Raw genomic sequence first — 21,857 nt, 5'->3', positions numbered from 1 at the left:
CTGCTGGAACGCCCAAAAAACAGGATTGAATAGATAACAGATGGAAAGTTTAACGTTACAGCCGATAAATCAGATCAATGGCGAAGTAAATCTACCAGGGTCGAAGAGTGTTTCAAACCGTGCCCTTCTATTGGCGGCGTTAGCTCAAGGTACCACGCGACTTACCAACTTGCTTGACAGCGACGATATCCGTCACATGCTCAATGCCCTCAAGCAGCTGGGTGTGAGCTATCAGTTGTCCGATGACAAAACAGTCTGCGAAGTCACCGGGTTGGGGCGGGCGTTTAAACCCGAGCAGGCGCTTGAACTCTTCCTGGGTAATGCCGGTACCGCGATGCGTCCGTTAGCCGCGGCATTATGTCTCGGTGAGGGAGAGTTTGTTCTGACTGGTGAACCCCGTATGAAGGAGCGTCCGATCGGCCACTTGGTCGAGGCGCTTCGCACTGCCGGTGCTGAGATTACCTACCTGGAAAATGACAACTATCCACCGCTTAAAATCAAGGGAACGGGCCTTCAGGGTGGAGAAGTCGAAATCGATGGCTCTATCTCCAGCCAGTTTCTGACCGCATTTTTGATGTCGGCACCCATGGCCAAGACCGATACCTTAATCCGAATTAAAGGCGAGCTGGTTTCCAAGCCCTATATTGATATCACTCTGCATATCATGGCCCAGTTCGGAGTAACCGTAGAGAACCGTGACTACCAGGAGTTTGTTGTTCCGGCAGGTCAGATCTACCAGGCACCGGGCGAGTTTTTGGTCGAGGGCGACGCCTCGTCGGCATCTTACTTCCTGGCAGCGGCTGCTATCAAGGGCGGGCAAGTAAAAGTAACCGGTATTGGCAAGAAGAGTATCCAGGGTGATGTTCAGTTTGCCGATGCACTGGCAGCGATGGGTGCTGAGATTGAGTGGGGCGACGATTATGTCATTGCCCGCCGTGGTGAGCTAAAGGCTGTCGATATGGACTTCAACCATATCCCGGATGCGGCAATGACCATTGCGACGGCAGCGCTGTTTGCTGACGGGGTGACGTCAATCCGCAATGTCTATAACTGGCGGGTCAAGGAAACCGATCGCCTTGCTGCAATGGCTACCGAGCTACGAAAGGTCGGTGCCGAGGTCGAGGAGGGCAGTGACTACATTATCATTACCCCGCCGGCGCAACTCAAGCATGCGGCGATTGACACCTATGATGATCACCGGATGGCGATGTGTTTCTCGCTGGTGGCATTGAGCGATACTCCGGTGACCATTAATGATCCCAAATGTACCTCGAAGACCTTCCCGGACTATTTTGACAAGCTGGCCGAGCTAAGTTGCTAAGCTGACAAACCGCTAAGTCATTCTGTTATTAGAGAAACCCGCTACCTGGCGGGTTTTTGTCTTCTGTGGGCCAGCAACAATGCCAGATAACAAACATTCGGTGGTTTGAGTAATTCGATTTGATAGTACTCACGATTTTTTTCCCGTATAATACGCCCCCGTTTGTGAGCTGTAATACCAAACCTATTGGCCAGCGCCATTGGCTAAATGTTTGGTATTAAAGCTCGATATTTGAACGAATTCGGAGAAAACCTATGTCTACTCATGCTCCAGTGATCACTGTTGATGGGCCAAGCGGCGCCGGCAAGGGGACGCTATGTATGCTATTGGCAGATAAACTGGGCTGGAAACTGCTTGATTCCGGTGCGATCTACCGCGTACTGGCACTGGCAGCGATTCACCATGGTGTTGATCTTGAATCTGAAGATGCGCTGGTTCCGCTAGCGGCACACCTTGATGTTCAGTTCAAGGCCGAAGGCGAGTTGGTCAAGGTTATTCTTGAAGGCGAGGATGTGTCCGGCGAGCTTCGTCGAGAAGAAACAGGCATGGCGGCATCAAAAGTAGCCGCATTGCCACGCGTGCGCGAAGCACTGCTGCGTCGTCAGCGTGCATTTAGCGAGGCGCCAGGACTGGTTGCCGACGGTCGTGATATGGGGACCGTGGTCTTTCCGGGTGCCGAAGTGAAAATCTTCCTTGATGCCAGTGCGGAAGAGCGTGCAAATCGCCGCATGAACCAGTTGCAACAGAAAGGCTTAGATGTTAACTTTGACAGTCTTTTAAGCGAAATTCAGGAACGCGACGATCGCGACCGCAACCGCGCGGTGGCTCCGTTGCGTCCCGCTGCTGATGCTTTGGTGCTAGACTCTACTGAGATGTCAATAGAGCAAGTTACTGCCCAGGCATTGGCTTATGTTGAAAAAAAATTATCTGCTGAGTGATCAGCATGATGGCGTCGGTGTCACGGATGAATACTGACATTACTACCAACCCCATGCGGTAGGATACCCATGGTTGTTAATCATATTGAAGATTAAATAATGACTGAATCTTTTGCTTTACTCTTTGAAGAGTCTCTAAACGAAATCGAAACTCGCCCAGGTGCGATCGTTAAAGGTACTGTAGTAGCTATCGAGAACGGTTACGTTCTTGTAGACGCTGGCCTTAAGTCTGAGTCTTCTATCCCTGCTGACGAATTCAAAAACGCTGCTGGCGAAATTGAAATCGAAATCGGTGCAGAAGTAGACGTAGCACTTGACGCAATCGAAGACGGTTTCGGTGAGACTAAACTTTCTCGTGAAAAAGCTAAGCGTCATGAAGCTTGGATCCAGCTTGAAAAAGCTTACGAAGATGCTGAAACAGTTGTTGGTATCATCAACGGTAAAGTTAAGGGTGGCTTCACAGTTGAACTTAACGGTATCCGTGCGTTCCTACCTGGTTCACTAGTTGACGTACGTCCAGTTCGTGACACTGCTCACCTAGAAAACAAAGAGCTAGAGTTCAAAGTAATCAAGCTTGACCAGAAGCGCAACAACGTTGTTGTTTCTCGCCGCGCAGTTATCGAATCTGAAAACAGCGTTGAGCGTGACGAGCTACTTGCTTCTCTACAAGAAGGCATGGAAGTTAAAGGTATCGTTAAGAACCTTACTGACTACGGTGCATTCGTTGATCTTGGCGGTGTTGACGGTCTTCTACACATCACTGATATGGCTTGGAAACGCGTTAAGCACCCAAGCGAAATCGTTAATGTTGGCGACGAAATCAACGTTAAAGTTCTTAAGTTCGACCGTGAGCGTACTCGCGTATCACTAGGTCTTAAGCAGCTAGGCGAAGATCCATGGGTAGCAATCGCTAAGCGTTACCCTGAAGGTACTAAGCTTTCTGGCCGCGTAACTAACCTAACTGACTACGGCTGCTTCGTTGAAATCGAAGAAGGCGTTGAAGGTCTTGTTCACGTTTCTGAGATGGATTGGACTAACAAGAACATCCACCCATCTAAAGTTGTTAACGTGGGCGACGAAGTTGAAGTTATGGTTCTTGATATCGACGAAGAGCGTCGTCGTATCAGCCTAGGTCTTAAGCAGTGTAAAGCTAACCCATGGCAGTCATTTGCAGAAATGCAAGCTAAGGGCGATCGCGTAACTGGTAAGATCAAGTCTATCACTGACTTCGGTATCTTCATCGGTCTAGAAGGCGGCATCGACGGTCTAGTTCACCTATCTGACATTTCTTGGAATGTTTCAGGTGAAGAAGCAGTTCGTGACTTCAAGAAAGGCGACGAAATCTCTGCAGTAGTTCTAGCAGTAGACGCAGAGCGTGAGCGTATCTCTCTTGGCGTTAAGCAGATCGAAGAAGACCCATTCAACGGTTTCGTTGCAGTTAACAAGAAAGGTGCTCTAGTTACTGGTACTGTTTCTGCAGTTGACGCGAAAGGCGCAACTATCGAGCTAGCTGAAGGTGTTGAAGGTTACCTACGTGCTTCTGAAGCATCTGTTGACCGTGTTGAAGACGCAACTCTAGTTCTTTCTGTTGGCGATTCTGTTGAAGCTAAGTTCACAGGCGTTGACCGTAAGAACCGCGTAATCAACCTATCTGTTCGTGCTAAAGACGTTGCTGAAGAGCAAGAAGCAATGGCTAACCTGAACAAGCAAGAAGATGCTTCTTTCGGTAACGCTATGGCTGACGCTTTCAAAGCGGCTAAAGGCGAATAATTGAGCTAAGGGGGATCACTTTTCCCCCTAAGCGGTTATACTATTGAGAAACATACTAAAAACGGGGTGTTTATGACAAAGTCTGAATTAATTGAAAGACTGTGTAGTCAACAAACACATCTTTCTGCCAAACAGGTAGAAGATGCAATCAAGGAAATCCTTGAGCACATGGCGACCACTCTCTCTGAGGGCGATCGTATTGAAATCCGTGGCTTTGGTAGCTTCTCATTGCATTACCGTGCTCCACGCGTCGGTCGTAACCCTAAGACAGGCGACAAAGTTGAGCTGGACGGCAAGTACGTCCCGCACTTCAAGCCTGGTAAGGAATTGCGCGATCGAGTTAACTCGGCAATTGCTGCTGGTTAAGCGTGATTAGAACAAAAAAACGGCATGCTGATAGTATGCCGTTTTTTTATGTCTATTGATCATGGTCTGATGTGTCAAAATCTTGCATAATCAACCCATCAAACTTTTGATCAAGTGAGAAGGATTTACGATGAAGATAATTAGCTTTCTGATTTTAGCTGTTTGCTTTTTGCTCACGCTGGCTCTTGGTGCCCAGAACCAGCAGCTGGTAAATTTCGATTTTCTTGTAGCTCAGGGTGAGTTCCAACTATCTACTTTGCTTGGTATTGCATTCGGTTCCGGTTTTGCGATTGGTTGGTTGATTTGTGGCCTGCTGTATCTGAAAACCCGTTTCTCAAGAAACCGCCTAAGCAAAAAGGTAGCCAAACAACAGCAAGAGCTGAACCAGCTACGTGCTGAGCCTGTTAAGGAATAATCGTTAATGCTAGAGCTGTTGTTCCTGTTACTCCCGATTGCCGCTGCTTATGGCTGGTATATGGGTAACAGGAGCGCTAGTAACAAACAACAGGAGCAGTCTCACCACATGTCGCGCCAGTATGTGACTGGCTTGAACCTGCTGTTATCTGATCAGTCAGATAAAGCGGTTGACGTGTTTATAGAGCTGCTCCAGGTTGATAGCGAAACCATTGATACTCACCTTGCTCTGGGAAACCTTTTCCGCAGCCGGGGTGAGGTTGATCGCGCCATTCGTATTCACCAGAATTTAATTGCCCGCCCCAACCTAACCATAGATCAGCGAAATCTGGCGCTACAGCAACTGGCAAAAGATTACATGGCTGCCGGCTTTTTTGATCGTGCCGAAAAAATTTTCGAACAACTATTGGATGAACCCGATCACCGCAAAGGGGCGCTGCAGCAGCTACTGACAATTTACCAGCAGACCCGAGAATGGGAAAAAGCCATCGAGGTGGCCTCTCAGTTGGTGAAAATGGGCAAAACCAAGCTGAAGCATGACATCGCCCATTACTGGTGCGAGATGGCTATGCTCGAAATGAGTGCCCTTAACTCGGATAAAGCCAAACAGTTTCTGAAAAAAGCATTGTCAGCGGATAAAACCTGTGTTCGAGCATCGATAATGATGGCGAAAATTCTGATCAGTACCGAAGACTATAAGACGGCCGCCAAACAGCTGGAGCGGGTGGTCGAGCAGGATATCGATTATGTCAGCGAAACGCTGCCTATGCTTTTGCAGTGCTACGAAGCCACCAACAATGAGACTGGCTGGCTGAAATACCTTCGCCAATGTGTCGAGCAGAAGGCCGGGGCAACGGCTGAGCTAATGCTGGCCGATGAGATCTCCAAACATGAAGGCTCTGTGATGGCCCAGACATTCATGACCCGCCAGCTAACCAAGAACCCGACAATGAAGGGGTTCTATCAATTGATGGATTACCACCTGGACGAGGCGGAAGAAGGACGGGCGAAAGACAGCCTGACAACTTTGCGCTCGCTGGTCGGTGAGCAGTTGAAGATTAAGCCGCATTTCCGTTGCCGCAAATGCGGATTCGCGACCCATTCTCTGTATTGGCAGTGCCCGTCATGTAAAAGCTGGGGAGCTGTCAAACCGATCCGCGGCCTTGATGGTGAATAATGCTGAAAAGCCCGTTCTGTGAATGGGCTTTTTTTTGGCTTCAACCTTATCAGGGCGACAATCTGATCATAGCGCCAGTGCACCCCACAATAAGACCGGCAGGGTGACTACCGCGAAGAAGTTGCCAAACAGCACCATCGACGCCACGTTGGTCGGCTCGACGTCAAACCGCTCGGCAAAAAGGTAGTTCATGACGGCCGGCGGTAACATGGTAAACAGCACCATCATTTGCAGCTGTTGGTGGGGAAGCGGGATGAAGAGGTAAATCACGGCAAAGGTGATGGCGCCAGTGCCAAGACTGAACAGGGTCGTCATCAGGCCGATACGCAATCCTGCCAGGTGCAGATTGACCATCTGTGCGCCCAGGGATAACAACATTACCGGGATCGATGCCTGGCCCAGAAGTTTGGTTGCCTCGTAAACGGGCCGCCAGACCGGAATCTCCAGCAGGTTAAAGGCAAGAGCAGCCAGTGTGGCCAGTAACAGAGGGGTTTTAACTAGCTGCTGTATCGACAGGGGGCCCTTCTTGCTGAGCAGGGCCATCCCGACGGTGATATGTAAGGTGGTCGAGACTACAAACAGCAAGACAGCAGATCCGATGGCGGTATCACCAAAGGTATAGCTAAAGAGCGGGATCGCGAGGTTGCCACTGTTACGAAACATCTGTGGCGGCCCCCAGGCCTTGAAGGTGATTTTCCTGAACCGGCACAGGGCGAACATCAGCAGCCCGGGGAGCAAGACGGCACAGGCGGCGGCAGCGAGCAGGGTAACCTGAGTTGCATCAGGCTTCATGGTTACCAGTGATGAGAAGATCAGAGCCGGGACAAACACATCCATGTTGATGCGGTTGATTGGTTTGAAGTCGGGCTTGAGACGGCGGGTTATCACGTAGCCGATAAGCACAATCGCAAAGACGGGGAATAATATACCGATGACTTTCTCAAACACACTCGCATCCTTGCAAAGTTTCAGTGGGTTGGGGGGGACCGGTGATGAAAACGGGCCTCACCCTTTATCGTACAAATCGTCAGGTCAATATACCCAAATGCAGAGCGTTGAGAAAGCGGTGAGGCTGGCATGAAAAAGCCAACCTGGAGATTGGCTTGACAGGTTAGTCGTTCAGTCCTTGCCGGATACCACTTTATCAAACCCTGATATGTTTGCTACTGGGGTAAAACGATTGGCTGGCAAAGAAGAGTGCTGCTTTTAGTGGCTTCGGTTCAATATTCAATTAATGCTCGAAAAAAAATGATTTTACTGTACAATCCTGACCGCCCTCAGCACGCTGGGGAGGATTGAACAATAACTAAGCAGGAGATGCCATGTTAGACCCAAAAGTGATTGTCGCTCTCGACTACCCAAGCCAAGACGAAGCCCTGGCGTTCGTCGACCGTATTGAACCGGGAAGTTGTCGACTGAAAGTTGGCAAAGAGATGTTTACTTATTTTGGCCCTGACTTTGTGCGTAAACTGCATGATCGGGGCCATTCTGTATTTCTGGACCTGAAGTTCCATGATATTCCGAATACCTGCTCCCGTGCGGTTGCGGCAGCGGCGGATCTCGGGGTGTGGATGGTCAATGTCCATGCGAGCGGTGGCGAACGTATGATGGCGGCCTCGCGTGACATTCTCGAGCCGTATGGCAAGGACCGCCCACTGCTTATTGGCGTGACAGTGCTTACCAGTATGGAGGCGGCCGATCTGCGTGGCATCGGTATCCAGGCTGAGCCGCAGGAACATGTGCTGAACCTGGCGCGATTGACCAAGAACAGCGGCCTGGACGGAGTGGTATGCTCGGCCCGGGAAGCGGGTATGCTGAAGGCTGAGCTGGGCAAAGAATTCAAACTGGTTACTCCGGGTATCCGCCCTGCAGGCAGTGCCGCCGGAGATCAGCGCCGGGTGATGACACCGGTCGAGGCGGTTCAGGCCGGTTCGGATTATCTGGTCATTGGGCGCCCGATAACCAAAGCGGCCGATCCTGCAGCCGTGCTCACCGAGATCAACCAATCTCTGGCATAGACAATTTGCCGTGATAATGTCTAATAACGCCCGGTTAATGCCGGGCGTTTCTTTTGGGCCGGGGTCGATCAAAGTTTCGATGGATATCGAGGTTCAGCAACGTATTTTTTCATACACTTAGATTAAACAGGGATTTGTTGTTCATCATGTCGGCCGTGGTTGGAGTAGGCAGAGGAGCTCGAAAATGGATGTGGCATTCGATTTTGATTCATCGTTCTGGCGTTTGTTCATTGCTTTGATGCTAGGCGCTATTATAGGTATCCAACGTGGCTGGGTCGATCGTAATGAAGCCGCGGGATCACGTATCGCCGGTATTCGTACCTACTCGCTGATTGGCCTGCTGGGAGGTATATGTGGCTTGTTGGCATCGTTCTTTTCAGAACTTTTTCTCGGCTTTTCTCTCCTTGCCTTTTCTGTCCTGATTATCGTCGCCTACATCAAGAGCCAAAAGGTAAAAGTAAACCTCAGCATTACTGGCTTGGTCGGCATGCTGATCACCTTTTTGCTGGGTAGCCTAGCAGTTGTCGGCGAGCCGGTGATTGCAGCCTCGGCGGCGGTGATCACTGCCATTATTCTCGATAACAAGAAAGAGCTGCATACCGCACTGATGAAGCTTCAGGAGTACGAACTGGATGCTGCCCTGCGCTTGTTACTGATCTCTGTTGTGATGCTGCCACTGCTGCCCAATCAGGGAATGGGGCCATGGCAGGCCGTCAATCCCTATGAGATTTGGTGGATGGTGGTGCTGATTGCCGGTATTTCTTTTGTCGGCTATTTTGCAATCAAAATTGGCGGCGCCGAAAAGGGGATCTTATTTACCTGTCTCTTTGCGGGGCTGAGCTCTTCGACCGCACTGACACTGCAGTTTTCACACCTTTCCAAACAGCAGGCGCATCTCAGCGGCTTGCTGGCTAGCGGGATCCTGATCAGCTGCGGAACTATGTTCCCGCGTATCTTATTTGTCTGCTCTGTTGTGAACTACACCCTGGTCGAAATGCTATGGCTACCAATGTTGTTGATGATGCTGGGCTTTTACCTTCCAGCCTATTGGATCTGGACCCACTACAAGATTGAGACGGATGAATCACCGCAGGTAAAACAAAATCCGCTGGCGTTGTCCTCGGCATTCTTTTTCGGCATCGTGCTACTGGCGATCATGTTGCTGGCTAATTTGCTGCAAGACTGGTTTGGGAGTACGGGTACGCTGCTGCTCGCGGCGATCTCAGGCATTACCGATGTCGATGCCATTACCCTGGCTCTGGGCAGGCAGAGTGCTAATGGTTTGCTGGTGAATACGGCCATGCTGGGAATCTTTATTGCCGCTTCCGTTAACAGCCTGATTAAAATGGGCATGGCGAGTGTTATTGGTGCTAAGTCATTACGTAAGTTTATTATCGTACCGATTTTGGGCTCTGTGCTATTAGGGGCAGGCTCGGTGTGGGTGACATTTGGCTGATTGGACCAGGGATTGTTACCCATAGATAGACGGGCTGAAGTCAGCCCGCCAGGTAGATTGTTTTCACACGCTTAGCACTCAATTTTAGGCGTCGCGCTGCTTATACGGTTGGTTCGGTCGTGCGACGGTGCCGAGAAATGGCTATCGAGCAGTTTTTGCGTCAGCGGGTGCTGGGGATTGGCGAAAACATCCGCTGTCAGGCCTTGCTCAACCACTTCGCCATTTTGCATAACCATCACCTTGTCGGTGAAATGTTTGATAACACCCATGTGCTGCGACACGTAGACATACGACAGTCCCATTTCTTCCTGCAGCTCCAGTAACAGGTTGAGGATCTGGGAGCGCATCGACATGTCGAGACCGTTAAGGGCTTCATCAGCTACGATAATACAAGGCTGGAGGATCAGGGCGCGGGCAAGGGAGACACGCTGCTTCTGGCCGGTTGCCAGCATTTGCGGGTAGAAATAGGCGTGCTCGGGCAGCAGGCCGACGCGTTTGAGGGTCATCATGATCCTGCGCTCGCGGGCCTGTGGCGTCATATTGGTATTTCGTTTCAGCGGCCCTTCCAGAATTTTACCAATCTGGATCCGTGGATTCAGCGAGGTATTGGGATCTTGAAAGATCATCCGGATCAGCTTGCAGCGGGTCTGAAAGTCATTGGGGGCCAATGGCTCGCCGTTGACGCGAATGACCCCCTCGGTCGGCTCGACAACCCCTGACAGCATTTTGGCCAGCGTCGACTTGCCTGAACCGTTTTCGCCCATAAATGCGATAGTCTCACCGGCTTCCAGGGTGAATGATACCGGCTTGACGGCCTCTATCGTCCGGCGGCGGAACAGGCCCGAGCGGTAGTGATAGTCTTTTTTCAGGTGTTCGACTTCTAGTAGCGCACTCACTTATTCGTTTCCTCCATATTCAGCGGAAAATGACAGCTGAATTTATGGTTTTTTATCTTTCTTCGCTTCGGTACTTCGACGCATTTGCGCTGGGCATGGGGGCAGCGCGGGCCAAGTCGACAGCCGATGGGCAAATGCTGCAGAGGAGGAATAGAGCCAGGCAGCGTTTCCAGCTTACATTTGTGGGGCAGCACATCCAGATTGAAGTCAGGCATGGCACGGAGCAGCGCTTCGGTATAAGGGTGATGCGGTGATTGCAGCAGCTGTTTACGGCTGCCGGATTCGACCGACTGGCCGCAATACATCACGGTTATCCTGTCTGCCCACTGGGTCACCGTCGTCAGGTCGTGGCTGACCAGCAAGATAGTGGTATTGCCGAGTTGGTTCATCCGGCTAAGCAGGCGGAAGATCTGCGCCTGGGTGATCGGATCCAAATCGTTGGTCGGTTCATCGGCAATCAATAGGCGGGGGCGGTTGGCAATTGCCATGGCAATCATGACTTTCTGGCACTCACCGTCTGTCAGTTCATACGGGTAGCTTTTCATTACCCGCTTGTGATCTTTGATCCCCACTTTGTGCAGTAGGGCAATTGCTTGCTTCTGGCGCCATTGAAAGCGCTGCCACCAATGGCCGCTGAATGATACCTGGGGGATCGCCTCTTCCAGCTGTTCACCCACGTGTTCAGACGGATCCAGACAGGAGGAAGGCTCCTGGAAAATCATGGCTATTTCGCGACCGACTATCTTCCGGCGCTCACGGGTGGATAGTGAGAGCAGATCAACGTCGCCCAGCCTCAAACGGTCGGCCGTGACACGCCAGCTGTCTTTGGTGACCCCGGCGATGGCCTTGGCGACAAGACTTTTGCCTGAACCTGACTCACCCACGAGCCCTCTGATCTCGCCTTCGTTGAGCGTAAGGCTCATACGGTCGACGGCTTTGACCAACCCTTGCGGGGTCTCGATTTCAATGGTCAGGTTACGGATATCTAATAAAGGCATTAATCAATCCCCGCATTGATTGCTTGGCGGAGTCCTTCTCCTACTAAGTTTACTACCAATACACTGAAGGTGATTGCCAGCCCGGGCAAGGTGACAGTCCAGGGCGCAAGGTAAATCAGCTCGATGGAATCGCCCAGCATCGCTCCCCACTCTGAGGACGGTGCCTGGGCGCCGAGGCCAAGAAAACCCAGTGCCGCAATATCAAGGATGGCGATCGAGATGGCCCGGGTAAGCTCATTGGTAATGGCCGTCAGAATATTGGGCAGGATAGAGTTATAGAGCAAATAGAAATCGTTGGCACCGTCCAGGCGGGCAGCGATGATGTAGTCTTTTTCAACCTCGTTGTGCACTGCCGTGTAGATAGCACGAATGAAACGAGGGATCAGCGCCAGCCAGATAGCCAGCAGGATATTGACTTCGCCCGGGCCCATATAGGCCACGACAATGATGGCCAACAGCAGCGACGGAATGGATAGTACAGTATCGAGAATATGGTTCAGAAAGCTCGACTTGAGCCCGCGGGTCATACCTGCCATCACACCGATGACAATACCGATTACACTGGATGCCAGGGCAATGAGCAGTGCGTAGCCGAAGGTTAGCTGGGTGCCCAGTAGCAAGCGGCTCAGTATGTCACGGCCGAGATCGTCGGTACCGAAGAAAAACTCGACATGGCCGCTCGGATCCCACGATGGCGGCATCAAGAGTTCGCCTACCTGCTGGTTGGGTGCGTAGGGGATGATAAAGTGTGCACTGAGGGTAACAATCAGCAGGAAAAGCAGGCACCACAGCCCGAACATGGCCAGCGAATTGCCCCGGTAGTTTTGCCAGGCCCGCTCCCACTGAGTCGGGATTTTCTGCTCCTGGTAGATGTTATTTGATAGCATACCATTCCTTTCTGACAAGCGGGTTAACAACGGCGCCAGTGAGATCTGACAGAATGTTGGCAATCAGGATAAAACTACCGACAGTAATGACACCGGCCTGAATTGCGACATAATTTTGCTCGGAGATAGCATTGAGCAGCCAGCGGCCAATGCCCGGCCAGTTGAAGATTGACTCGGTCAGCATCGCAAACGTCATCATGGTCGAAAACTGCATGCCGAGTTTCGGGATGATCGGCGGAATCGCATTCTTCAGGACATGGCGCATGATAATTTCGAACATCGACAGGCCCTTGGTCTGTGCGACTTTAATGAAGTTCTGGTTCATCACTTCGGCCACCGAGGTGCGGGTCAGGCGGATCACTTCGGTGGTCGGTGCCATTGCCAGTACCAAGGTTGGTAGGATCAGATGGCGGATAGTGTCCATCAGGGCTTCCGAGCGATACGGCTTGTCAGAGAGCAGGACATCAATCAGGGCAACGCCGGTCACATGGTCAATTTCATATAGGACGCTGTAGCGTCCGGCCACGGGCAGCCAGCCAAGTTGCTGCGAAAAGAGCATGATCAGCAATACTGCCAGCCAGAATAGCGGGATGGAGTAGCCGACCAGGGCCATGGATGAAATTGAGGTATCAATAAAGCGGCCACGTTTCACGCCAGCCAGGGTTCCTAGTGGGATACCTGCCAGCAGCGACAGGGTAAAGGCAAAGAAACACAGCTCGAGCGTAGCCGGGAAGACCGTCAGCACGTCAAGCAGTACCGGCGAACCATGTTGATTCAGCCCCAGGTTGCCCACGAGCAGGTTGTCGATATAGGTGAACCAACCACTCCAGAATGGCAGGTTGCTCCAGAGCGAGCCGTGATCGAGGCGGAGAATGCTGAAACCGACCATGGTCAAAATAGCCATGGTGATCATGAACAGATTCAAACGGCGAATAGTATAAATAAACATGATGTCACTCGCTGCGGTAAACACTGGAGAATGAGCGAGTACCAAAAGGACTCATTTGTAACCCACCCAGAGACTGATGGTGAACCTGGAAGTGGACACCGTGAGCCAGTGGAATAATGGGAACCTCTGTATCTAAGATATCCTGTGCCAGATGGTAGTAGTCGACGCGCTGTTCGAGCTTGTTGGTGCGCGACGCCAGCTCGAGCAGATTATCGAATCCGAGGTTGCACCAATTGGCAACGTTTAACCCGGCGCTTTTGGCACTGCATGACAGCAGTGGGCGAAGGAAGTTGTCCGGATCACCATTGTCGGCAATCCAGCCGGTGAGCACCATGTCGCTGTTCGTTGCAACCGTTGAGCTCAGCCTGCTCAGGGTGTCTTGCGATAAAATTTTCAGCTGAACACCTACGGCATTGAGATCGGCTTGTATCAGCTCGGCGGTTTTTCTCGGACTTGGGTTATAAGGCCTCGGTTCGAGCGGTACCCACATCGTCAGGCTAAGGTTTTTGTCAAAACCGGCCTGCTTGAGCAGTGCCAGAGATTTAACCGGGTTGTAATCCAATGCTTTGCTGCTGTGGTTATAGGCCCAGGACATTGGCGGCAGAATGCTCTTCGCTTTGGTGCCGGTACCGTAGTAAACCGAGTTGAGCAAATTCTCACGGTTGATGGCCAGGTTGATAGCCTTGCGGACCCGCGGATCTTTCAGTTCGGATTTGTTGTTATTGAGGGCAACAAAGGCCACATTCATCCCGGTTTGAGCAATAAGTTCAAACTCCTCGCTATTGCTGATCACCGGCAGTTGGCTGGCAACAGGGGACGAGAGGACATCACACTCTTTGCTAAGCAGTTTCGCCAGGGTGCCGGTACCTCGAGAGGAGATGTCAAAGACTACCTGCTCCATAGGGGCAGCGCCTTGCCAGTAGCCCCAATGGCGGACCAACCGGATCAGGTCGTTGGGCAAATATTGCGACAGGTAAAACGGTCCGGTGCCGATTGGCTTCATGTCCAGCTGATGCAGTTTACCTGCTTTTAACAGGCTCTGGGCATATTCTTGCGAATGAATAACCGCATAGGTGGTCGCCAGGTTAGACAGGAAAGCATTGTCCGGGCGGGCAAGGGTAAACCTCACTGTATGAGAGTCTACGACCTCGATGTTATCAACCAGGCTACTAAAGCCCTGGCTCTCGAACCAGGGGTAGCGGCCACCGGAGACCTTGTGGAAGGGGTGGCCGGGGTCGATAATGCGCCTGAAACTGAATACGACATCCTGGGCATTAAGCTGGCGGGTTGGCTTGAACCAGTCCGTGCTCTGAAACTCGATACCTTTACGCAGGTTGAATGTATATTCGAGGCCATCATCACTGACAGACCAGCTGCGGGCAAGCGACGGAAGCGGCTGGTGGCTGATCGGATCAAGCAGTAACAGACGATCGAAGATCTGTGCTGCCAGCGTATCCGCGGTCAGTCCGCCATCAATAAGCTGGGGATTGAAGGTCGTCGGCGTATCTTGCCCGCAATAAACGAAGCCGCGGCTACGAATATTGCTGTCTTGGTGTGGCTCCGAGCAGCCGATCAGGCTGAACAGTCCAAAGCACGCAAGCAGTAGACGAGTATAGGCGCTCATAAAGAAAAGGATTTTTTTGAAAACAAGTGGCTAAATTTAACATTATCCATCACTGTCACCAAGCTATCTCCTAAAATAACCTTCTATTACTTAGTGCTATTGCCTGTGCGGCTGTCGTTTGCCAGGGGGCGAAAGGACTTTTTTCGCTTACTCCGAATTGCCAACCAGCTGGTATTTGCGCAGTAGTCCTCTAAGTTGATGGTAGCTTAAACCTAATAGCTCAGCGGCTTTTCGCTGATTAAATTTAGCCTGTTCCAAGGCTTGGCGAATCACTGCGATTTCCTGATCCTGCTGCCACTGGCGAAAGTCGAGCGGAAAGTCCACTGCTGCTGTTGCAAGCGCAGACGGTTCCTCGGCTGGTTTCTCGACGGGCTTGTCGTGCCAGGGGGCATGAAAAGGATCGATAACGATGTGATTAACGGCCTCTCCTTCCAGAGCATGCCGAAAAACCGAGCGCTCAATGACGTTTTTTAGCTCGCGAATATTGCCCGGCCAGTGATAATCGAGCAGTTCCTGTTTCGCGGCCGGGGTGAAGCCGGCAAAGAAGCTATAGTCGAGCTCCCGGCACATGCGGACCGCATAGTATTCGGCCAGCGGCAAAATATCCTCGCGACGTTCGCGAAGCGGCGGTAAATGAATAATGTCGAAGGCAAGCCGGTCAAGCAAATCGGCGCGGAATTTTCTTTCTTCGGCCAACTGGGGCAGGTTTTCGTTGGTCGCGCAGATAAGGCGCACGTTGGCCTGGCAGGTTTTGCTGCCGCCGACACGTTCGTATTCGCCGTATTCGATAACGCGTAACAGTTTTTCTTGTACGCCAAGTGGTGCCGTGGCCAGCTCGTCGAGAAACAGGGTGCCGCCCTCGGCACGCTCGAAGCGTCCCTGGTGGCGACCTTTTGCACCGGTAAAGGAGCCGGCTTCATGGCCAAACAGCTCGGAGTCGATAACCCCTTCACTCAATGCGGCACAGTTTAGTGTGACTAGCGGCTGGTCCCAGCGCTTGGACAGGTAGTGAATGCGCTGGGCAATAAGCTCTTTACCTGTGCCCCGTTCACCCAGGACAAGGATAGGGCGGTTGAGCGGGGCGAGGCGGGAGGCCTGATCGAGCACGGCAAGAAATGATTCTGACTCACCGATAAGATTATCTGTTTTTTGCATGGTCAATCTCGCTAACTATTGGCGTACTTGTTCACACCATAGCATTGAGTATTAGGGATTGCAAAGCTAAGCTATTGATAAATATAAGACAAAAAGTTGGCACAGAGCTTGATACAGTGCTTGGTGTAGAGTAATTACAACAACCTAGCATGTAGGCCTAGGAAACAACGCGGATTAACGTATTAAGGAGATTCAATATGGGCATTTTTTCTCGCTTTGCAGATATCGTCAATGCAAACGTCAACTCATTGCTGGATAAGGCTGAGGATCCGCAGAAAATGATCCGCCTAATCATCCAGGAAATGGAAGATACGCTGGTTGAAGTACGCACTTCGTCAGCTCGGGCATTGGCAGACAAAAAAGAGCTGCAGCGTCGTATTGACTCACTGCAGGTACAGATTGATGACTGGCAGCAGAAAGCGAGCCTTGCGCTACAGAAAGGCCGTGACGATCTGGCGCGTGCCGCGTTGATCGAAAAGCAAAAACTCAGTGACGTGGTACTGACGCTAAACGAAGAGTATAAATTGGTTGAAGAGACCATCAACAAGCTAAGCGGCGAAGTGGCCGAGCTGGAGCGTAAGCTGCAGGAAACCCGCGCCCGTCAGCAGGCGTTGGTGACTCGCCATCAGGCAGCAGGCAACCGTCGCGAAGTCCGCCGTCAGCTAGATACCGGTAAGGTAGACGAGGCCCTGTCTAAGTTTGAACAGTACGAGCGTCGTATTGATGAAATGGAAGCCGAAGCCGATAGCTACAGCATTGGTCGTGGTAAAAACCTGGAGCAGGAGTTTGCCGATCTTCAGGCGCAGGATGAAATTGAGAAAGAACTTGAACGTATGAAGGCAAATATCAAGGATAAAGAGTAAGATAGTGACAATATTGGGTTCTGCACGAAACGAGGATGGAGGTAATTTATGGGTTGGATAGTATGGCCGTTGATGGCGTTCTTAATTTTTGTTGCGCCGCTATGGTTGATTCTGCACTACCGTGGCCAACGTAATGCTACTCAGGGGCTATCTGGCGAAGAACATGAACAGCTGCAAACCCTTGTGATGCGTGCAGAACAGATGCAGGAGCGCATCAAAACGCTGGAGCAGATTCTGGATGCGGAAGCACCGCAGTGGAGGCAACGCCGATGAGTAAAACCTTGTATAGAGATCCGCAGAACGGAAAGATAAGCGGGGTTTGTGCGGGTATTGCTGAGTACTTCGGTATGGAAATCTGGTTGGTTAGGATCCTGGCTGTGTCCGCTTTCTTGCTAGGGTTCGGGTTCTTTGCCATCGTGGCGTATATCGCGGCAAGCTTGATTCTGGATAAAATGCCGGAGGAGCGTAGAGAGCAGCAATACATCTACCGGGAACATACCGTCAAGCAGAAGCCTTGGCAGGCCGGGCTTTCTCCTGAGCAGATCTTAAGCAATGTCGAAGCCGAACTGGATGGCATGGAAAAGGATTTGCGTCACATGGAGGCCTATGTCACCTCTTCGGCATTTAAGGTTGCCAGAGAGTTTAAAAATCTCTGAGTGCGTGCTGACACCTTGCCGAAAAGTCATTCCTGAAGCAGGCCTTATGCCTGCTTTTTACTGTTTGCTTATTCCCCTGAGCTGAATCTACCCGGACGAAGGTATTCATCGGTGGTTAATTTTGGGGTTGGTATTCTATTTATAGAGTAATGAGTTAGGAAGAAATATGAATCGAATTGGTAACGAGTTAAACAAGTTAGTGAACCGCAGCCTGGATCGCCACGTGCGTCTGGCGGTGACGGGATTGTCTCGTGCGGGTAAGACAGCTTTTATAACGTCGCTTGTTAATCAGTTGCTTCATGTGAGTACCAATCCGAGGCTTCCTTTGTTTTCAGCGGTGCGTGAAGGACATTTGCTCGGTGCCAAGCGAGTACCTCAGATAGACATGCACGTCCCCAAGTTTGGTTATGACGAAGGGATGAGTGCGCTGCTGGAGTCTCCGCCGGTGTGGCCGGACCCCACTCGGGATGTCAGCCAGACCCGGCTGGCATTGCGCTACAAGCCGCAAAAGGGGCCAATGAAACTGCTGCAGGATACCGCGACCCTGTATCTGGATATTGTCGATTACCCGGGAGAGTGGCTGCTGGACCTGCCCCTGCTGGAGATGGACTATCTTAGCTGGTCGCAGCAGCAGGCTAAACTGTTAAAGGGCAAGCGTAGCGAACTGGCGCAAAGCTGGCTAGAGATGGCTGAAGAATTTGACCCGCTGGCACCGGCTGACGAGGCCTTGATTGAGCGGCTGTCAGCCGTTTTTACCGAATACCTGTACAAGTGCAAGGCCGAAGGGGGATTGCATTGGGTACAGCCGGGGCGGTTTGTGCTGCCCGGCGAGCTGGCCGGTGCGCCGGTTTTGCAGTTCTTCCCGTTTGTCTGGGCCGATAAATATTCAGAGGCCCAACTGCAGCAGGCTGACGAGCATAGCAATTTCGGCATGCTAAAGAGCCGCTATAAGTATTATCAGCAACATGTCGTCAAAGCGTTTTATCGCGAGCACTTTTCCAAGTTTGATCGCCAGATCATTCTGGTTGATTGCCTGCAGCCACTGAATGCCGGACCGGAGTCATTCAATGATATGCGCCAGGCGTTGGATCAGCTGATGCAGAGCTTCAAGTACGGCCGCAGTTCGTTGTTGCGCAGGCTGTTTTCACCGCGAATCGACAAGGTGCTGTTTGCTGCGACCAAGGCTGATCACGTTACACCGGAGCAGCATCCCAACCTGGTCAGCTTGCTCCAGCAGATAGTCAACGATGCCTGGCAGACGGCGTCGTTTGAAGGGATCAAAATGGACTGTGTGAGCTTGTCGTCGATTCAGGCCACAGAGCCGGGATTTGTCTCCCATCAGGGGCAGCAGGTGCCTGCATTGCGGGGGCATACTCTGAGTGGACAGGCACAGATGCTGTTTCCGGGGGAAGTGCCGCGCCGTTTGCCGAATGACGCCTACTGGCAGCAGTATGGTTTTGATTTTGTTAATTTCCGTCCGTTGGACATCCAGAGCGATGAGCCTTTGCCTCACATCAGAATGGATAAAGCACTGGAATATCTGTTGGGAGATAAATTGCGATGACTCAACCTTATAAAGCGAAAATATTATTTGATGAGCCTGAACAGGCGGCATCGACAGCGGAGCAGGAGCTGACTGCCCAGCAGCAGTTTGCCGAGGATGAGGCTTTCTTGCCGGACACGGCCTCTGAGCCTGATGTCGAGGAGCAGTTGGCACAGACTCTTGCCAGCAAGCCCAAGCGAAGCGGTCGCTGGTTCAAGGGGCTCCTGGTTGCCGCGGCGGCAATGGCTGGCTGGCAGACGCTGGACTATGTGGTCACTGCCTATCAAAGTGCCGACTGGCTGGCACTTGGCTGGAGCACGATTATTGCTGCTGTCGCCGCTACCGGTATTACGGCTATTGGCAGTGAGTTGCTCAAGCTTCGCCGCCTGAAGAACCGCCAGTCTGAGCGGGAGCAGGCGGAAGCGTTGCTGGAGGCTGACAGCATTGGTCAGGGTAAGGCGTTCTGTACCAAGTTGGCTCGGCAGAGTGCAATTCGCGACGACCATGTCGGCTACGATCGCTGGATGCAGTCGCTGGCGGCGACGCATAACGACCGTGAGGTGTTGCAGCTTTATGATCAGATGGTGCTGACCCATCAGGATAAGCTGGCTCGTCGTCTGGTGGCCAAATATGCCAGCGAGGCGGCGGTGATGGTGGCGGTGAGCCCGCTGGCCGTTGCCGATATGCTGCTGGTGGCGTGGCGGAACTTCAAATTGATTGATCAGGTCTCGGCTGTCTATGGCGTCGAGCTGGGGTATTGGTCGAGGATCAAGCTTGTTAAGTTGGTACTTGCCAACATGGCCGTTGCCGGTGCCAGCGAGATGATTGCCGATACCGGTATGGATATGTTGTCGATGGATTTAGCCGGCCGGATGTCGACACGGGTTGCGCAAGGTGTCGGTGTCGGACTGCTGACCGGACGCCTGGGCCTCAAAGCGATCAGCTTGATGCGACCGCTGCCTTGGCAGCCTGATCAGCAGCCGAAATTAAGTGAAATCCGCAAAGATTTGGTTTTGCGCCTGACTCGTCAGCAGAAAGACGCGAAGTAACCAGTAAAGTAGATAGCCATGTGGGCCCTTCCGCATGGCTAAACCTGTCCTAACTGCGGGATATTTCCCGAGATATATTGCCGATGTGGCGACTAAATGGTCAAACTCGCCTCCCGCTATTGTCCAATCTCTCATCATGCACCATTGCGAACTTGACTCGTTTACAGTGAAGGCGCACACTTCTTCAGTGTCAACAATTCCTGACACCTTGTAAGAAAAGTAATTGAGAAGGCGTGTGATATGAGGCTACAAGTCAATTGTGAAGACCGACTTGGTATGACCCGCGAGCTACTGGATATTCTGACCAGTCAGCAGATAGATTTACGGGGTATTGAAATTGATCGAATAGGGATTATCTACCTCAACTGCCCGGAGATCGAGTTCGAGCAGTTTAGTCAGCTGATGTCGCAAATCCGCCAGCTGGACGGTGTGACCGATGTCCGCAAGATCCAGTTTATGCCGAGCGAGCGCGAGCACAAAGAGCTGAAGGCATTGCTGGAGACCCTGCCTGATCCGTTTTTCTCAATTAACTTGCAAGGTAAGGTTGATCTTGCCAATGATGCTGCCGAGTTGCTGATGGGCAAAACTCGCGGTGACATTCTTGGTGAAGGCATTCAGACGCTGCTTGGCTTTAATTTCCATCGCTGGTTGGAAAAAGAAGAGGCGGCCAAGCGTAGTGAAATGATCGTGCTCTCCGGACTGGACTACATGATGGAGATCATGCCGGTGTATGTTGCCGACGAAAGTGAAAAGCAGGTACTGGCTAGCGCTGTTATCCTGCTCAAGTCTTTGTCTGAAGCGAAAATGCCTGTCGCGATGCGGGAGATCAGCAGCGACAACGGCTTTGAGCACTTTGTCGGACAGTCTTCTCGATTCAAGCATTTGCTTGCCCAGGCCAAGAAACTATCACTGCTGGACGCTCCCTTGCTGATCCAGGGAGAAACTGGCACCGGTAAGGAAATGCTGGCTCGCGCCTGTCACCGTCGCTCTCTGAGACGTGACAAACCATTTTTGCTGGTGAATTGTGTTTCGATGCCGGATAACGCCGCCGAAACCGAATTGTTTGGTTTTGCAGGCAGTGCCACAGAGCCGGGCAAGAAGGGGATATTCGAGCAGGCAGACGGCGGTACCGTTTTCCTGTATGAAGTGGGCGAAATGTCGGCGCATCTGCAAATCAAGCTGCTTCGCTTCCTGCAGGACGGCACGTTCCGCCGGGTAGGCGAAGAAAAAGAAATGAAGGTTGATGTCCGGGTAATTTGCTCGACACAGAAGAAGTTGCCTGATTTGGTTGCCAGTGGTGAGTTCCGGGAAGATTTGTATTACCGCCTGAATGTACTGGCTCTTGTCGTGCCGCCGCTGCGTGAGCGTACCGGTGATATTGTCTCGCTGGCCGAGCTGTTTCTTGCCCAGTTTGCACAGGAGATGCAACAGCCGAAGCCGGTTATTTCGGATGAACTGGCGCAATACCTTAGCCAGTATGCATGGCCGGGGAATATCAGGCAGTTACGAAATGTTTTGTTCCGTGCCATGACGCAGGTCGACGGTACCGAAGTGACTGTGGACGATGTCCAGCTACCGGAAAACGAAACGGCCAGTGTTATTAGTGACGAGACGCTAGATGGCTCTTTGGACGAGATCATGAAGCGCTATGAGTCGGGGATCCTGAACAATCTTTACCGCAGCTATCCGTCGACCCGTAAACTGGCGAAACGGCTGGGGGTTTCGCATACTGCTGTTGCCAATAAACTGCGTGAATACGGCATTGGCAAGCACTAAT

The 21,857-nt window shown here is 51.8% G+C and carries 21 protein-coding genes; 14 read left to right on the top strand and 7 right to left on the bottom strand.

What is annotated here, in order from left to right:
- Positions 1 to 40: 40 nt before the first annotated feature.
- The 6 genes from aroA (at position 41) to lapB (ending at position 5,986) form a co-directional block, all read left to right on the top strand.
- Positions 41 to 1,321 carry a 3-phosphoshikimate 1-carboxyvinyltransferase gene (aroA, locus tag BIT28_RS19175; protein WP_075766546.1) on the top strand — a complete coding sequence of 427 codons (1,281 nt, stop codon included), beginning with the start codon at positions 41 to 43 and terminating at the stop codon, positions 1,319 to 1,321.
- A gap of 254 nt (positions 1,322 to 1,575) precedes the next feature.
- The gene (gene cmk / locus BIT28_RS19170) at positions 1,576 to 2,259 is read left to right on the top strand and encodes a (d)CMP kinase (RefSeq protein WP_075766545.1); all 684 of its coding nucleotides are present in this window, start codon (positions 1,576 to 1,578) and stop codon (positions 2,257 to 2,259) included.
- A gap of 99 nt (positions 2,260 to 2,358) precedes the next feature.
- The gene (rpsA, locus tag BIT28_RS19165) at positions 2,359 to 4,029 is read left to right on the top strand and encodes a 30S ribosomal protein S1 (protein ID WP_075766544.1); all 1,671 of its coding nucleotides are present in this window, start codon (positions 2,359 to 2,361) and stop codon (positions 4,027 to 4,029) included.
- 72 nt (positions 4,030 to 4,101) lie between these two features.
- Positions 4,102 to 4,395: an integration host factor subunit beta gene (ihfB, locus tag BIT28_RS19160; protein WP_075766543.1), complete on the top strand. Its 294-nt coding sequence runs from the start codon at positions 4,102 to 4,104 to the stop codon at positions 4,393 to 4,395.
- 130 nt (positions 4,396 to 4,525) lie between these two features.
- Positions 4,526 to 4,810: a LapA family protein gene (locus BIT28_RS19155; protein ID WP_075766542.1), complete on the top strand. Its 285-nt coding sequence runs from the start codon at positions 4,526 to 4,528 to the stop codon at positions 4,808 to 4,810.
- A 6-nt stretch (positions 4,811 to 4,816) separates the two neighbouring features.
- Positions 4,817 to 5,986, top strand: coding sequence for a lipopolysaccharide assembly protein LapB (lapB, locus tag BIT28_RS19150; RefSeq protein ID WP_075766541.1), 1,170 nt, complete (start codon positions 4,817 to 4,819; stop codon positions 5,984 to 5,986).
- Between the two features lie 66 nt (positions 5,987 to 6,052).
- On the opposite strand, the gene BIT28_RS19145 is transcribed toward lapB, so the two are convergent.
- Positions 6,053 to 6,934 carry an AEC family transporter gene (locus BIT28_RS19145; RefSeq protein ID WP_075766540.1) on the bottom strand — a complete coding sequence of 294 codons (882 nt, stop codon included), beginning with the start codon at positions 6,932 to 6,934 and terminating at the stop codon, positions 6,053 to 6,055.
- Between the two features lie 374 nt (positions 6,935 to 7,308).
- On the opposite strand from BIT28_RS19145, the gene pyrF reads away from it, so the two are divergent.
- Positions 7,309 to 8,004 (top strand): orotidine-5'-phosphate decarboxylase, encoded by a 696-nt coding sequence (gene pyrF / locus BIT28_RS19140; protein ID WP_075766539.1) that lies wholly within the window; start codon positions 7,309 to 7,311, stop codon positions 8,002 to 8,004.
- Positions 8,005 to 8,188: 184 nt separating this feature from the next.
- Positions 8,189 to 9,460, top strand: a complete 1,272-nt coding sequence (locus tag BIT28_RS19135; protein WP_075766538.1) for an MgtC/SapB family protein — start codon at positions 8,189 to 8,191, stop codon at positions 9,458 to 9,460.
- 71 nt (positions 9,461 to 9,531) lie between these two features.
- Here BIT28_RS19135 and BIT28_RS19130 read toward each other — a convergent pair whose 3' ends face one another.
- The 6 genes from BIT28_RS19130 to pspF form a co-directional block, all read right to left on the bottom strand.
- On the bottom strand, positions 9,532 to 10,356 hold the full coding sequence (locus tag BIT28_RS19130) for a peptide ABC transporter ATP-binding protein (protein ID WP_075766537.1): 825 nt from the start codon (positions 10,354 to 10,356) through the stop codon (positions 9,532 to 9,534).
- The gene (locus BIT28_RS19125; protein WP_075766536.1) at positions 10,353 to 11,354 is read right to left on the bottom strand and encodes a peptide ABC transporter ATP-binding protein; all 1,002 of its coding nucleotides are present in this window, start codon (positions 11,352 to 11,354) and stop codon (positions 10,353 to 10,355) included. The genes BIT28_RS19130 and BIT28_RS19125 overlap by 4 nt, the downstream gene beginning before the upstream one ends.
- On the bottom strand, positions 11,354 to 12,241 hold the full coding sequence (gene sapC / locus BIT28_RS19120) for a putrescine export ABC transporter permease SapC (RefSeq protein ID WP_075766535.1): 888 nt from the start codon (positions 12,239 to 12,241) through the stop codon (positions 11,354 to 11,356). The genes BIT28_RS19125 and sapC overlap by 1 nt, the downstream gene beginning before the upstream one ends.
- Positions 12,228 to 13,190, bottom strand: a complete 963-nt coding sequence (locus tag BIT28_RS19115) for an ABC transporter permease (protein ID WP_075766534.1) — start codon at positions 13,188 to 13,190, stop codon at positions 12,228 to 12,230. Before BIT28_RS19115 ends, sapC begins: the two co-directional genes overlap by 14 nt.
- A gap of 4 nt (positions 13,191 to 13,194) precedes the next feature.
- Complete coding sequence (sapA, locus tag BIT28_RS19110; protein WP_075766533.1) at positions 13,195 to 14,814, bottom strand: ABC transporter substrate-binding protein SapA; 1,620 nt, start codon at positions 14,812 to 14,814, stop codon at positions 13,195 to 13,197.
- A 147-nt stretch (positions 14,815 to 14,961) separates the two neighbouring features.
- Positions 14,962 to 15,969: a phage shock protein operon transcriptional activator gene (gene pspF, locus BIT28_RS19105; RefSeq protein WP_075766532.1), complete on the bottom strand. Its 1,008-nt coding sequence runs from the start codon at positions 15,967 to 15,969 to the stop codon at positions 14,962 to 14,964.
- A gap of 197 nt (positions 15,970 to 16,166) precedes the next feature.
- On the opposite strand from pspF, the gene pspA reads away from it, so the two are divergent.
- The 6 genes from pspA to tyrR all read left to right on the top strand — a co-directional run bounded on the left by pspA (position 16,167) and on the right by tyrR (position 21,856).
- Complete coding sequence (pspA, locus tag BIT28_RS19100) at positions 16,167 to 16,832, top strand: phage shock protein PspA (protein WP_075766531.1); 666 nt, start codon at positions 16,167 to 16,169, stop codon at positions 16,830 to 16,832.
- Between the two features lie 48 nt (positions 16,833 to 16,880).
- Positions 16,881 to 17,105, top strand: coding sequence for an envelope stress response membrane protein PspB (gene pspB / locus BIT28_RS19095; RefSeq protein WP_075766530.1), 225 nt, complete (start codon positions 16,881 to 16,883; stop codon positions 17,103 to 17,105).
- A complete protein-coding gene (pspC, locus tag BIT28_RS19090) occupies positions 17,102 to 17,488 on the top strand; it encodes an envelope stress response membrane protein PspC (protein WP_075766529.1) in 387 nt (128 codons plus the stop codon). Before pspB ends, pspC begins: the two co-directional genes overlap by 4 nt.
- A 166-nt stretch (positions 17,489 to 17,654) precedes the next feature.
- Entirely contained in the window at positions 17,655 to 19,052 is a 1,398-nt protein-coding gene (locus tag BIT28_RS19085) for a YcjX family GTP-binding protein (protein ID WP_075766528.1), read from the top strand.
- The gene (locus BIT28_RS19080; protein ID WP_075766527.1) at positions 19,049 to 20,080 is read left to right on the top strand and encodes a YcjF family protein; all 1,032 of its coding nucleotides are present in this window, start codon (positions 19,049 to 19,051) and stop codon (positions 20,078 to 20,080) included. The genes BIT28_RS19085 and BIT28_RS19080 overlap by 4 nt, the downstream gene beginning before the upstream one ends.
- 240 nt (positions 20,081 to 20,320) lie before the next feature.
- Complete coding sequence (gene tyrR / locus BIT28_RS19075; protein ID WP_075766526.1) at positions 20,321 to 21,856, top strand: transcriptional regulator TyrR; 1,536 nt, start codon at positions 20,321 to 20,323, stop codon at positions 21,854 to 21,856.
- Position 21,857 lies beyond the last annotated feature (1 nt).

Origin of the sequence: Photobacterium proteolyticum (assembly GCF_001939735.1) — a bacterium.
GTDB lineage: Bacteria > Pseudomonadota > Gammaproteobacteria > Enterobacterales > Vibrionaceae > Photobacterium > Photobacterium proteolyticum.
The sequence above is the reverse complement of the archived record's forward strand: the minus strand, read 5'-3'. Positions and strand labels throughout refer to the sequence as shown.

Excerpts from the sequence above, each read along its gene's own strand:
- aroA (WP_075766546.1), top strand. The coding sequence starts at position 41 with ATGGAAAGTTTAACGTTACAGCCGATAAATCAGATCAATGGCGAAGTA.
- cmk (WP_075766545.1), top strand. The coding sequence starts at position 1,576 with ATGTCTACTCATGCTCCAGTGATCACTGTTGATGGGCCAAGCGGCGCC.
- rpsA (WP_075766544.1), top strand. The coding sequence starts at position 2,359 with ATGACTGAATCTTTTGCTTTACTCTTTGAAGAGTCTCTAAACGAAATC.
- ihfB (WP_075766543.1), top strand. The coding sequence starts at position 4,102 with ATGACAAAGTCTGAATTAATTGAAAGACTGTGTAGTCAACAAACACAT.
- BIT28_RS19155 (WP_075766542.1), top strand. The coding sequence starts at position 4,526 with ATGAAGATAATTAGCTTTCTGATTTTAGCTGTTTGCTTTTTGCTCACG.
- lapB (WP_075766541.1), top strand. The coding sequence starts at position 4,817 with ATGCTAGAGCTGTTGTTCCTGTTACTCCCGATTGCCGCTGCTTATGGC.
- pyrF (WP_075766539.1), top strand. The coding sequence starts at position 7,309 with ATGTTAGACCCAAAAGTGATTGTCGCTCTCGACTACCCAAGCCAAGAC.
- BIT28_RS19135 (WP_075766538.1), top strand. The coding sequence starts at position 8,189 with ATGGATGTGGCATTCGATTTTGATTCATCGTTCTGGCGTTTGTTCATT.
- BIT28_RS19125 (WP_075766536.1), bottom strand. The coding sequence starts at position 11,354 with ATGCCTTTATTAGATATCCGTAACCTGACCATTGAAATCGAGACCCCG.
- sapC (WP_075766535.1), bottom strand. The coding sequence starts at position 12,241 with ATGCTATCAAATAACATCTACCAGGAGCAGAAAATCCCGACTCAGTGG.
- BIT28_RS19115 (WP_075766534.1), bottom strand. The coding sequence starts at position 13,190 with ATGTTTATTTATACTATTCGCCGTTTGAATCTGTTCATGATCACCATG.
- sapA (WP_075766533.1), bottom strand. The coding sequence starts at position 14,814 with ATGAGCGCCTATACTCGTCTACTGCTTGCGTGCTTTGGACTGTTCAGC.
- pspF (WP_075766532.1), bottom strand. The coding sequence starts at position 15,969 with ATGCAAAAAACAGATAATCTTATCGGTGAGTCAGAATCATTTCTTGCC.
- pspA (WP_075766531.1), top strand. The coding sequence starts at position 16,167 with ATGGGCATTTTTTCTCGCTTTGCAGATATCGTCAATGCAAACGTCAAC.
- pspB (WP_075766530.1), top strand. The coding sequence starts at position 16,881 with ATGGGTTGGATAGTATGGCCGTTGATGGCGTTCTTAATTTTTGTTGCG.
- pspC (WP_075766529.1), top strand. The coding sequence starts at position 17,102 with ATGAGTAAAACCTTGTATAGAGATCCGCAGAACGGAAAGATAAGCGGG.
- BIT28_RS19085 (WP_075766528.1), top strand. The coding sequence starts at position 17,655 with ATGAATCGAATTGGTAACGAGTTAAACAAGTTAGTGAACCGCAGCCTG.
- BIT28_RS19080 (WP_075766527.1), top strand. The coding sequence starts at position 19,049 with ATGACTCAACCTTATAAAGCGAAAATATTATTTGATGAGCCTGAACAG.
- tyrR (WP_075766526.1), top strand. The coding sequence starts at position 20,321 with ATGAGGCTACAAGTCAATTGTGAAGACCGACTTGGTATGACCCGCGAG.